Annotated in this window: 8 protein-coding genes and 1 tRNA gene; 5 read left to right on the top strand and 4 right to left on the bottom strand. The window is 59.8% G+C overall.

What is annotated here, in order from left to right; translation table 11 throughout:
• The first annotated feature begins 3 nt into the window (after positions 1–3).
• From ABEI27_RS07400 to ABEI27_RS07410, 3 genes are read left to right on the top strand one after another with little or no spacing between them, the layout of a single operon-like run.
• Complete coding sequence (locus ABEI27_RS07400) at positions 4–2,064, top strand: DNA helicase UvrD (protein WP_375798770.1); 2,061 nt, start codon at positions 4–6, stop codon at positions 2,062–2,064.
• Positions 2,061–2,966 (top strand): RecB family exonuclease, encoded by a 906-nt coding sequence (locus ABEI27_RS07405; RefSeq protein ID WP_375798771.1) that lies wholly within the window; start codon positions 2,061–2,063, stop codon positions 2,964–2,966. The genes ABEI27_RS07400 and ABEI27_RS07405 overlap by 4 nt, the downstream gene beginning before the upstream one ends.
• The gene (locus ABEI27_RS07410) at positions 2,963–6,418 is read left to right on the top strand and encodes a UvrD-helicase domain-containing protein (RefSeq protein ID WP_375798772.1); all 3,456 of its coding nucleotides are present in this window, start codon (positions 2,963–2,965) and stop codon (positions 6,416–6,418) included. The genes ABEI27_RS07405 and ABEI27_RS07410 overlap by 4 nt, the downstream gene beginning before the upstream one ends.
• Positions 6,419–7,007: 589 nt before the next feature.
• On the opposite strand, the gene ABEI27_RS07415 is transcribed toward ABEI27_RS07410, so the two are convergent.
• From ABEI27_RS07415 to ABEI27_RS07430, 4 genes are all read right to left on the bottom strand, one after another.
• Positions 7,008–8,330 carry a hypothetical protein gene (locus ABEI27_RS07415; protein WP_375798773.1) on the bottom strand — a complete coding sequence of 441 codons (1,323 nt, stop codon included), beginning with the start codon at positions 8,328–8,330 and terminating at the stop codon, positions 7,008–7,010.
• A 413-nt stretch (positions 8,331–8,743) separates the two neighbouring features.
• A tRNA-Trp gene (locus ABEI27_RS07420) sits at positions 8,744–8,922 on the bottom strand.
• 91 nt (positions 8,923–9,013) lie between these two features.
• Positions 9,014–9,235, bottom strand: coding sequence for a DUF5795 family protein (locus ABEI27_RS07425; RefSeq protein ID WP_375798774.1), 222 nt, complete (start codon positions 9,233–9,235; stop codon positions 9,014–9,016).
• Between the two features lie 59 nt (positions 9,236–9,294).
• Positions 9,295–10,245, bottom strand: coding sequence for a DUF5794 domain-containing protein (locus ABEI27_RS07430; RefSeq protein WP_375798775.1), 951 nt, complete (start codon positions 10,243–10,245; stop codon positions 9,295–9,297).
• A gap of 588 nt (positions 10,246–10,833) precedes the next feature.
• Here ABEI27_RS07430 and guaB point away from each other — a divergent pair.
• Together guaB and ABEI27_RS07440 are read left to right on the top strand one after the other, a co-directional pair.
• On the top strand, positions 10,834–12,333 hold the full coding sequence (guaB, locus tag ABEI27_RS07435) for an IMP dehydrogenase (protein ID WP_375798776.1): 1,500 nt from the start codon (positions 10,834–10,836) through the stop codon (positions 12,331–12,333).
• Between the two features lie 107 nt (positions 12,334–12,440).
• Complete coding sequence (locus ABEI27_RS07440) at positions 12,441–13,040, top strand: HalX domain-containing protein (RefSeq protein WP_375798777.1); 600 nt, start codon at positions 12,441–12,443, stop codon at positions 13,038–13,040.
• Positions 13,041–13,110 lie beyond the last annotated feature (70 nt).

Here is a 13,110-nt window from a genome sequence, read left to right on the forward strand (position 1 = left end):
GATATGTCTGATTACGAATCTCACCGGCAGTTCGGCGGGACGTTGGTCACGGCACCGTTCGGGGGCGAAAACGTTGCACGGATAGCACGAGACGAATACCGAACGCTCCTCGACAACTACGATTCTGAGGATGTACTCGTCGTTACGGGTGCGCCGACGAGTACGGACACGTTCCGGGAGACGTTAGGTGCGGAACTGCCGGGAGCTGCGACGCCGTACGTCACCTCGCTTGTGGTACACGCGACCGATGTCCTCAATCAGACCGACGACCGCGTCATTCTCTCTGACGCGCTGCGGCGCGAACTCCTGCACCGATTCCTCGCTGACTACGAGTGGGACACAGAGTACCTTCAACGGGCGTCTGAACAGCCGTCGTTCATCGAGGACGTGGATGCTGTGATGAGTACGATCTCCTGGCAGACGGTCACGCCTGATGAGACGCCGGAACTCCGTGATATAACGGCTGCGCTCGATGCATTTCACGAGTGGCTGGCCGAGCATGACCATATAGAACGCGGGCAACTCATCTCGGAAGCGCTCGATGTCCTTACTGGGGATGCTCGGGACGATGTCGTTGATTTCGAGGCGGTGCTCGCCGTCGAGTTTGAGGAGTTCTTCCCGCTCGACCGCGCGTATCTCGACGCGCTCGCAGGGGACTGTGAGCTCGTCTGTATCGCCGAAGAGAACGCGAGCGTGCGGCGCACGTGGGTTGAGACAGGGCCAGTTACGGACTACGTCTCGTTCAGCGAGACGCGACGCGGGGAATCAGAGACGCCGTCGACACGACCGGCTGCCACAGCAGCGTATTTCGCCGACGAGACGGCTCCAGCAGACCCGGAAACGGGATCGGTGTCCATCCTGGCTACAGACTCTAGTGACGAACAACTCGCCGAGATTGCCAACGAAATCGAAGACCTTGTCGCGCAGTCGGAGTGGAAGTACGACGACATCGCTGTCGCCACGAAACAAAGCGGGAGTACCGTCACGGACACGATCGAAGCGCTCGAACGCGCTGGGATTCCAACAGAATCGACGACCGTGACTGGCTTCGGGGATGACCCAGCAATTCGGGAACTCCTCGCTGCTGTTCGGCAGCTTGCAGCCGACGACGAGGATGCGGTGCCTGACCACGGGCCGGAGCTTGATTCGGAGCGTTTGGATCGCGTCCGTGAGATGGACAGCCTCGAAGCTGGGATTCGCTGGTGGGCGACCGACGCAGGGTTGAAAGAGCGGATCGCGGAGCGTGCGACCCCGCTTGATGCACGGGCGCAGTTCGGGAACGTCAAGCGGGCGTTTCGGATGGCCGAGTTCCTCGAAGACACCGCGTTCATCGATGCGACGTGGGCGTCCTTCGAGGAGATGCTCGAACGCGCCCACGAGTACGCACCGCAACAAAACCAGACGAGCGCGACTGACCTCAACGGTGGCGTCCGCGTGGACCACTTGCAGGCGATCAAAAACGAGTCGTTCCGCGCGGTGTTTCTCGTGAATCTCGTCGACAGTGAGTACCCGGGTGACCCGTTCCTGACGCGGTTATTCCCAACCGAGCGGGTCGCGTCGATGCCGGATTACCCCGGTGTCACGGAACTTGACGGGGCAGATGTGGATGCGACGTTTCCGACGACATCCACAGCATCGGGCCGGCCGTTCGCGCGGTATCACACGGAACACGCGCGGCGACGCCTGGCGATTGGGGCTGGCGCTGCGGATGAGCACCTGTACTGTTGTCTCTACGAGTACGAGGACACCGCGCTCGAAGAGCGGGCGCAGGCGTCGCGGTTCCTCACAGACGCGTACGACCGCCTGCCGTGGGTCACCGACGCTGACGACCCACACATCACGAGCGAGCAAGCGGCGGAGGACTTCCTGTTGTCGCGGGTTGACGACGCGCTCGCGGCGGTGCGCCGCACGAACAGCCAGGACGTGACGGTGTCACTCGACGAGGTAGAAGCGGAACTCGGCGAGATTCAGGACCTGCTCGATAAGAGCGGTGCGCGCGGTGAGGAACTTCGGAAAGCGCTGCGTGCGCGTGTCGAGTTCGCTAATGGAGAGGTGCGGCGATGAGCCAAGAGTCGCTCTCACCATCGCGGCTGGCGAACTACGCAACGTGTCCCCGGCTGTACGATTACCGCTACGTGCAGGACGTGAACGCACCAGACCGTACCGAACTGTACCTCAATCAAGGGACGATCTACCACGAGACGATTGAGGGCGTGTGCGAGGCGACTGACCGCGATGATACCCCAGACGTAATTCACGACCGGGCGATGCGGATCTTCGATGCGAAGTGGGACGAACACAGCAGCGCGGACGACTACGAATCACGAGCACACCGCGAGTACCAGCGTGCCGAGAACCGGGCGGCCATCGAGTCGTTCTTCGATCCCGATGGCGGCGTCGGCATCGACCACGCCCGCAGATCGATCGCCACCGAGTGCTGGGTCGAGTGCGAAGTAGATGGGCGAGGGCTCCACGGGAAAGCAGACAACGTCATCCGGACGGACGACGGCCTGCACATCTTCGACTACAAGCGGAAAACGCACGGGATGCTCTCCGACGGGACAGCCGAGTACCTCGGCGAGCATCTCGACGGGGAGGCACACGAACCGAAGCGGGTGCGGAATGCGTTCCAGACGGCAGCATACATCGAGGGTGTGAAGAACGAACCATTCTACGAGGATGGGATGGAAGTCCGGTTCAGTTTCTATGGGCTCCTCAACAGCACGTCGTTCGAGAGTACACCGACTGGGTACGAGGTGTCGGCCCGCGGGTACCCGCGAGAAACTACCGAGATTTACGAGGAGCATTACGACACGATCTGGGCGCTCATTCGCGCCGCACACGACGGCATCACGGGCGAGGCATACGAACCGAAGCCATTCGACCTCATCAACGAGGAGGCGTGCCCGGATTGCGAGTATCGAGAGATGTGTGCTGATCGATTGTCGCCGGAGGTGCGACGATGAGTGACGATTCTGAGCACCCGTCGTGGTTCCCGGTACCGGAAGAGGATGTCTCCCCAGAGCCGCAACAGCAGGCGATTATTGACTCCAACGCGTATCCGATGCGCGTGCTCGCCGGTGCCGGGACGGGGAAGACGTTCACGATGGTGCGGAAGATCGAGTACCTCATCGACGAGGAAGACGTGTCCCCGGACCGGATCCTCGCGTTGACATTCACGAACAACGCCGCAGACTCAATGCGTGAGAAACTCAACGCGAAACTCGGCGCGGCCGGCTACGACATCGACGCGTACACCTACCACTCAATCTGCAACGAAATCCTCACCGACTACGCCTACGAAGCCGGGATCGATCCGGACTTCGAGGTCGCTACAGACGCCGAGAAGTACGCCATCGTGCTGGACGTTCTCGACGAAATCGAGTACCGATCCGTTAAACCAAACGTGTACGGGAGCGACGGGTACGTGTCGGGAGCCGCATCGAAGCTGCTGAACTTCATCGGATCGATGAAACGCAGCGGTATCACACCCGACGACATCGACGCCTTCCTCGGCCCTGCTGACCGCGTCTACGATCTCGCCGACGTTCCCGAACGCATCGAGGCGATTGCCAGCGACCACTTAGGTGGCCGGTCCGTGTCGAGCGTGCTGGACTCGCTCCCAGACGCGCGTGCCGACCTCGTCGCTGAACGTGACGCACTCGGGACAGATGGCATCGAGGCCAGCGCGCGGGACTTCCTCGACCGCCTCGTCGAGCTGTGTGATGCACTCGAAGCCGCATTCGACGCCCACGAAGCGGGCGACCGAGCACTGCCGGACAACGCATACAAACTCCCGAAATACCTGCTCGGCGGGTACGCGAGCGGTGCGCCGACAGGCATCCCGGGCGACCTTGATCTCGAACTCACGGACCATCTCGACTCGTTCCTCTCAGACTGCCTCACTGCCCGTGACCTCACCGCAGGGTACGAAGCGTATGAACGCGAGCTTGACGAGCGGAATCTCATCGACTTCGACGGGCTCGTCGTGGAAACCGCTGCGTTGATGAACTCGCCTGTCGGTGACGAGATCGCCGACCGGTGGGACTACGTGTTCTGTGACGAGTTCCAGGACACCGACCGGCTTCAGTTCGATCTTGTCACGTCACTCGTCACTGACGATAACCTGTTCGTCGTCGGTGACGACGATCAGGCAATCTACGAGTGGCGCGGCGCGCACGTCGCCAACATCACCGACGAACTCGACCGCGCGTTCGCAGCACTCACCGACAAACCGTTAGAGGAAAATTTCCGCTCTCGACAGCCAATCCTCGACCTGGCGAACGAAGCGATTCAGAAACTCGATCACCGCGAACGCCACAAAACGCTCACCCGCGTCGATGAACCCGCATACGACGGGGACACCGTTGCGACCGTCAACCTGCCGGACGAAGACGACGACAAGGACGGCGCGACCCAACTTCGCACCGTCGTCCAGAATTTACTGAGTGGTGAAGCGGCGAACCTCGACAAGGCATACGACCCGGGCGACATCGCCCTGCTCGTCCGGAAGAACGACCACGCCACCCCCGTCATCGAGGAATTCGAAGACGCCGGCATCCCGTACCAGGTGGCGGGTGATTTAGCCACGGAATCAGTCGGTGTCGGAACCGTCACCGCGTACCTGAAAGCCCTCGCACGACCGGAGGACGAGGTGAGTTGGAATCGCGTGCTCCTGATGCGCTACCGGCTCTGCGATGCGGATCTCCGCAGTCTCAACGCGGGCGACGAGCCACTCGTGACTACGCTGCGTGAGACACCGCTCGACGAGTTCAAAGAACCCGACCGCGTCGCAGAGGCCCGCAAGCACGTCACGGAACTCCTCAACATCCGGGACTCGGCGTCACTCAGCCATCTCTACCGCGAACTCACAGACATCACGAATATCGAGTGGTACCTCAGCGAACAGGAACGCCGAGACCTCGCCCAGCTTGAGGATGTTATCGAACAGTACGGGGATAGTGCCGTCCAACCACCGCTCACGCCGGAGTTCATTGACTCACTCGAACACTACGACTCCCTATTCGACGAGAGTGGCTCGACCCCGACAAGCCAACCGGACACCGCCGACGACGCGGTCAACGTAATGACCATCCACAAGAGCAAGGGCCTCGATTTCCCGGTCGTCCTTATCCCGCAAGTCACAGCCGACGAGTGGGCACCGAGTGCACGCACCTACGACGCGCTCGAAACCAGCCTCTCGGACGGTCCAGAGGCGGCGTTCGCCGAAGACTTCGTCGAGCGTGACGCGCGTGAAACCCGCCGCGTGTTCCACGTCGGCATCACACGCGCCGAAGACATCCTCGTTCTCCAAGGCGGCAGTGACGAAGACGACGATGCCGAGGACGTAGACCCGATGGCGGAAACAGTTGGTAAGATTCTGCCACCCCGAATCCCGTGGGGGCCAGAGCGAGGACAGCTCCCACTCTGGACCGACGTTCAAGAGTGTCTCCCGCATACCGCGGTCGACTGGACCGACACATTGGCCAGCGAAACAGTCGGGCACATCGGCGGTACTGTCAGGTATGACGGGAAGGAACTCGCGGTTGATACTGCGCGCGATCGCGTGCTCGACCTTGCAACGACTACCATTAATGGGAACCTCACCCCGAGATCCGAACGGGAGACGCTCCGAATTTCGTCTCTGACTGGCCCGTCGACACCATCGCCGTCGCTCTCACACAGCTACACGTCGCTGGCCGCCTACGAAGAATGTCCACGAAGTCATTACCTAGAGTACGTGGTTAACGCGTTCCCCGATTATCACGAAGCAACGGGCGATACCGGAGACGGTGTGTCGCAACGTCAGATTGGGTTGCTGTTCCACGATACTGCAGAGCAGGCCGCGGATCAGGTTGCGAGCGGCCGCGAGGAGTGGTACGAAATCTGCGAGCGTCTAGCCAGTCAACGTCGTGCCGAGGACGCACTCCCAGCGGCGAAACAGTGTATCGACCGGTATTTCGAGTTAGATCTCCCCAGCTATGAGATCATCGACGCGGAGCGAGAGTTCGAACTTGACATCGATGGGCACGAACTCGTCGGCTACATTGACGCCGTCTACCGAACACCGGATGATGAACTCCTCGTGATTGACTACAAGGCAACGGAACGTCACCGCGACCTACAAGATGACAAGCAACTCCCGATCTACCTCTTGGCGTGCCAGGACCTGTACGATGAGCCAGTCGCACGTGCAGGGTACGCCTACGTCGGTGAGATCGGGCCGAAGATCGAATCCCGAACGTTCAGCAACGCTGACTTAGAAGCAGTCAGAGACGATGTGACAGCGTCAATGAACCGCATTGCTGAGCTCTCGTTCAGCCGGTACACGGCTGGTGAGCACTGCCAGTGGTGTCAACACAACCAACTGCCCTGCGCACCAGACTCGTTTACCATCGGCCCCGGATTCGAGGAGTGAATCAGCCGTCTGATCGAAGAGTGAGCTGACGCGTCTCACCGCTACAATGGGAACCAACACGATCAGAAAGCGCTGACTTTAGCGAGGAAGATTCGACAGGCGTTCAGGACTTAGATTGGACACGTAGTACCGGTATCGCAGCCGCATCAGCGACCCCATTTTCCAAATCTATTTTTAAATGCAGAAGCAGTTCCGTAGGTGACGGTGGTCAAAATGACTACGCAACAAGAAGAGGAACACATCGTTACAGCCGAGGAACCAGCTTGGACCGAGCAGAAGCATCAGCCAGGAAAAGATGGGACACCAAAGGTAGTACCCGATACCCTGGTATTACATCCGCTGGATACTGGCCCCGCTCCTCGATATTCCTGCTCCTGCGGTGCGGAATTTTTCGATTGGGCGCAAGTCGAAGAGCACTTTGAGAAAGTCGTAAACAGACGGGAAAACTCTAACAGACGGGGACGCTCCAACAAACGACAAATCTCTGACGACCAAGCTACTCTCGACAATATTTGACCGACGCTCTTGGGTAGGTGAAATATATCTACACCCCAATCCAAAAGCCCACCTATCTTTCTAGTAATATTTCTCAATCGTGATTATTCCTACGCTGACCACCATCTGTCACCGGTTCCGCTTCCGCAGTTAGTCGATCCATCTCCTCTTTCACAACATTCGCTGTTTTATTCGCGTTAGAGTCGGACGGACCGGTAAAGCGATCTCGGACACATCTTCGATCATCCTCAGTTACTGCTTCCATTGCCCGTTCGCTCGGACCTATCTCCTCGTCGTATTCGTCGATGAACTTTGCTCGTACAATCAGATTATCGAGAATTGGCTGGTCAACCTCTTCCGGTTTCAATCCGGCCTCATCACAGAACTCCTGTACACGTTTTGCAGCGTCACTAACCCACTCGGTATCCGGTCTCGCTTCTAACGGATCGGCCTTACCAGTGTAGCGCAGCATCAGCTTCCCGTTGTGTTGACCATATTCGAAGCCAGATTCCTCGCCGGCTAATTCCATCAATTCATAGCAATAATCGTTGCTGGGCTGTTGATCGAATACTTCGTCCCGGACCTGATTGTAATCAACACCGGCACCCTTCGCTGAGCTCTTGGAACGAGCCCTAACAGCTTCTCTGAGGTGCTCCACACGCTCCCCTTTGTCCGTCAAAGACCAGCGGAAATCAGATTTGACCGTATGCTGTTGAACCAACTTCTCTGCCTCTTCCGGTGTAGCATACACTCCCTCACTTGTGTCTACGGACACGAGTTCCAGACGGTCAATCACACGGTCTGCGAAATCGTTTCGAACGCCGTCGGAATGGACATCTAACGCGTTACTGACCGCACACCGTATCGTCTCGATGTGGTAATAATCTCGTTTACCAGTCTCGGAGTGTAACCATTCAATAACTGCGCCAACCCGATCTTCAGACACCATATCTACGTTCTCCCGCAGTTGCTCGTAGTAACGCCGAACGCGCCCAACTTGGCCACCATCACGGTATTCGTCCAACGCTGTTGCCACGTATTCTCCAATCACTTCCCGGATTTTCCCCTCTTGATCGTGGACGTATCGTTCGAGTGCGTCCTGAACATCTTCGGCAATACGGTAAGTGAGTTTGGTTGTTTCGTCACTGGACCTCGAAGTTGGGTTCTGGTTCAACGAAGAATGCTGACTTAGGAGTCCAACCTCATCCAGATCAGCACGCAAGTCCGCTTCAAGCGCGTCCAGATCGTCGCGGAAGCGCTCAGGTCGATACGTCGGTGGGAGATACTCGATGATGGCCTGTTCCGCGTGGCGGCCTTTGTCACCACCGTTCACGTGCCCTTCGTGTTCGCACCATTCATCGAATTTCGCCACGGACTCCGCCGGGACCTGTCGGCTCAACTGTGGCCGACGGCTCATTCGACCCACCTCGTGGTCAAACCGGGGGGAACACGATGCGAACCAGGGTGGTTCTTTTCTCCTTCTTCTCGAACCCAGATCGTTGTAAGTAATCGATCTGGTTCTTCACAGAAAGAAGAAGAAGCGCGTTCTCTAGGTACTCGCATCCAGCCACTAAGGGTGAGGGAAGCGCCATTTGGGGAGTAGCAGCTCTGAGAAGTGCGAATCGTTATTTCCGGTGAGCCTGTTACAGTCTTGTTGACGCCTTCTTCGTCGAAACCGAACAAGCGTGTGGCGGATGTTATTCTTAACCGGGCATCGTTTTCTTTGGTTGTTCGGTTCGTATCCTGTTCACCACGTAGCTCCGTCCAGAAACCGTATAGATTTCCTAACAGGTATCTGTAAGCAAGGCTAAGAAAGTTTAATATATGGTATGGGGCCGGAGGGATTTGAACCCCCGATCGACTGATATCTCCGGTACGCGCCTCGGTACTCCAGAGGGTCGTCAACGCGAACCGATGATCAGTCGGCCGCTCGGTATATCAGTCTGGAATATCGTCACCGGGCGCAAGCCTCTGGAGTCAGTCGCCATGCCGGGCTTGGCCACGGCCCCGTAGTTCGCATTAATCGGTATGGCTATATCACTTAAAGCAATTACGATCGGTCGATGCTGGGAGGGGCCACTCAGCGGACGAAACGCGGATTCAGCGGTCCGTATCGGACCACGAACACTCCTGGCATTTGTAGGCCGTCACAAACTCCGTCACACTCGGCATATAGCCGACCGAAAGGACGTTCTCTCCGCACTCGGGGCAGTCCATCTCGGCGTCTTCGATCGCTTCGGCCTCCATCGGCCGATCGCCCTCGACGAGTTCTGCCAGGCGCTTTGGCGTCACCATTCGTCCCTCGACGACTCGATTGCTCATACGACAGCAAACGGCTGCAAGTGTGGTAAATCCGTCGTGCGGTCGGCGGTAGTCGCTTTTCACAGCCACGGGGCGCGCGAGCCGGCGGAGTCAGGGGAGCCGTATCCGACGTCGCCGCCGTCCTCGTCGTCGCTGTCGGCCGCACCGTCCTCGCTCCAGTCACCGCCGTCGGCGACGGCCCCGGACGCGGCAGCCGGCGGTTCAGGGGCCACCTCGCCCTCGGCGGCGGCCGCGACTTCGGGTTCATCTTCGGCCGCGTCGTCCCGGAGCGACTCGACGTCGGAACCGGGATCGTACGAGAACAGTGCCGTGACGCCTAGAACACCCAGTGCGACGGGTGCTTCCGTCGGGAGTAGCCCCAGCACGTCGAGCGCCAACATCCCGAGGGCGACCGAACTGCCGAATCGGAAGCGGTCGAGATCGACCGCGCCGCGGAGGCGAGGTGCGAAGATTGCGACGGCGAGCGCGAAGCCGACGCCGACTGCTGCGGCCGCGACTGCGCGGAGGATCATCCCGGGGTTGGGGTTCACCACGAGCGAGGCTCCACCGAGGTTGAGGCTGGCGACCAGCCCCAGGCCGATAATGACGCTCGGCGAGGGGAGATACTCGCCGACCTTCGCGGAAGCAGTCTTCGCGGCGATCGCGAGGATCACCAACCCGGCGAAGCGGTGGAAGACCTGAAAGTCCAACACCGTCTTCAGCGTTTCCGCGAAGAGGGCTTCCAGTCCGGCGATCGGGAGCAGGATCGCGCCGAGGACGAGCACGGACATGACCTGTTCGCGGCGAGAGCCGTCCATCTCCGCGAGAATGACTGCGACGGTCGCCGAGCCGCCGAATATCAGCAGTCCCGTTTCGACGATACCGAGCGGACTGCTGAGAGTCCCCGCAATGATAAGTGCCGGGAAGATTCCGTCGATAAGCGGTAACGCCATCACCGTCGCCAGGAGGCGGGTTGCACCGCCGACCTGCTGCTCAAGACGGAGTGCGACTGGGTGCCGAGAGACGCTCATTCGTGACTAACGGCCGTAACCATCGGCCAAACGGCGATATGGGCGCAAGCCCGACGCTGACGCGGCGCGGGCCTGGCCGAGCACTCCGAGCGAGTCGGACGCGGGGAGCGTCCAGTTTCCGCGTTTGAAATTCTGCATCGGTGTAAATGTAAAGGCGGCATCGAAGCGGTCGATCGGCTGACCCGCGATGCGCGATGCAGAGGGACACTCGGAGTCCATACAAGAAAGAATAAGCACTGGGATATTAAGCGTTGTGTGGGAGGTGTGCCCACGGTTCTGACCCTCTTCCACCAACAGCCGCGAAGAACTACTGATTGTGAGAAAATACCAGTCATATACTGACGAATCGCCGGCAAACGTGCCCCCGTTCGGCAGAAATTGCGGCGTTCTGCGATTGTACATTCCTATTGGTTCCGGTTCGGCGTACCCGGACAGCGACCCCCGTCCGCAGAAACCGGACCATTGGATTCGTCTCGCGATCCGGTTGACCCATCCACGGACGTGCACGTTCCGGGCGTGTAGATGCCAACGGTCTGCACGCGCCTGTCATCTCACAACGCTTTTGTCGGTCGCCCGCAGACCGTTTATATGGCGAACGACGGTTCCGAACGCAGTTCATTCTCAGAAAAACTTCAGGTACCGGAAGCGCTGACGTTCGACGACGTGTTGCTTCGACCGATGGAGAGTCGGGTCGAACCCGACGCCGCCGACGTCTCCACGTACGTCTCGAAGAACGTCGAACTCAACATCCCGATCCTCTCGGCGGCGATGGACACCGTCACCGAGAGCGCGATGGCCATCGGGATGGCCCGCGAAGGTGGCCTGGGTGTTCTCCATCAGAATATGAACACCGCCCAGATGGTCACAGAAATTGAGCGCGTCAAGCGCGCGGACGAACTAGTGATCCGCCGCGAGGACGTGGTGACCGCCCGCCCAAGTCAGACCGTCCGTGAGGTCGACGAGATGATGGAGGGCGAGAGCATCTCCGGGGCACCCGTCGTCGCCGAAGACGACACCGTCCTGGGGATTATTTCCGGCACCGACATCCGGCCGTACCTCGAGGTCGGCGAGTCCGACGAAGTCAGAGAGGCGATGACCGACGAGGTCATCACGGCGGGTCGCGAGGTGGCCGCCCGCGACGCGCTGGAGCTGATGTACGATCACAAAATCGAGCGCGTCCCCATCGTTGACGAAGACGAGCGACTCGTCGGCCTCGTCACGATGCAGGGCATCCTCCAGCGGCGCGAGCACGAGAACGCCGCCCGCGACGAAGACGGGCGTCTGCGCGCCGGGGCCGCCGTCGGGCCGTTTGACGACGAACGCGCCACCGCTGCCGACGAGGCGGGCGCAGACGTGATTTTCATCGACTGCGCACACGCACACAATCTTAACGTCCTCGATAGCGCTCGGGAGATCAAGCAGTCCGTCGATGCGGACGTCGTCGTCGGCAACGTCGGCACCCGGGAGGCCGCAGAGGCGGCCGTCGACTTCGCAGACGGTCTGAAAGTCGGCATCGGCCCCGGTTCGATCTGTACAACTCGCGTCGTCTCCGGCGCGGGGATGCCACAGATCACAGCCGTCGCGGAAGTCGCAGACGTCGCCGCGCCGGAGGGAGTGCCCGTCATCGCGGACGGGGGAATCCGATACTCTGGCGACGCGATCAAAGCGATTGCGGCCGGTGCGGACGCCGTGATGCTCGGCTCGTACTTCGCCGGCACCGACGAGGCACCGGGCCGCGTCATCACGATGAACGGGAAGAAGTACAAGCAGTACCGCGGAATGGGCTCGGTCGGTGCGATGAAATCCGGCGGCGGCGAGCGGTACCTCAAAGAGGATGACGAGGACGAGGACTTCGTCCCCGAGGGTGTCGAGGCCGCAACGCCGTACAAAGGCACGCTGGCGTCGGAACTCCACCAACTCGTCGGCGGGATGCGCTCGGGGATGGGGTACGTCGGTGCCGGGACGATTCCGGAGTTCAAAACGCGTTCGGAGTTCGTCCGTATTTCCAGCGCGGGCCAGACTGAGGGCCATCCGCACGACGTGATGATCACCGACGAGGCACCGAACTACAGCCCCGACGGAAACTGAGGGACTCGAACCAGATTCGCGTGGCACACCCGATAAGGGATATATTGATATACCCACGGATTTCAATCACCTCATATCGGTGTTTCTGAAACACCGCGAATCTACCAATGAGTGCTGACCCGCCACTGGTCCTCGTCGTCGAAGACGAACCGGATCTCGCCGACCTGTATGCAACGTGGCTGCGAGACAACTATCGCGTCAGAGTCGCCTACGGCGGCCGCGAGGCACTCGATGAACTCGACGACGAGGTCGACGTGGCTCTCCTCGATCGTCGGATGCCCGATCTCTCCGGCGATGAGGCGCTCGAAGCGATCCGCGAGCGGGGCGTCGACTGCCGCGTCGCGATGGTCACTGCCGTCGAGCCCGATTACGACATCGTCGAGATGGGATTCGACGACTACCTGGTCAAACCCGTTTCCCGCGAGGCGCTCAAAGAAACAATCGAGAATCTCCTCCTTCGAGACACATACGACGAAGGAATCCAGGAGTTGTTCTCACTCGCCTCGAAGAAGGCCCTCCTCGAGTCGGAGAAAGACGCCGTCTCACTCGAAAATAACGAGGAGTACCAGGAACTCACCGAGCGTGTCGCAGAACTCCGAAACGACCTCGACGAGACGCTCGGTCAACTCGGTGACGACGACGACTTCGCCGCGATGTACCGCGACATCGGGCAGACCGCGAGTAACGAAGACGTTTCCTCCGAGTAACGACCTGTCAGCGAGAGTTAGTAATTTCCAATCGAAACTTCTCCAGTGACCGGAGCACTAGCTCCGAGAG

The sequence above is a fragment of the Halobellus sp. genome, assembly GCF_042218505.1.
GTDB lineage: Archaea > Halobacteriota > Halobacteria > Halobacteriales > Haloferacaceae > Haloquadratum.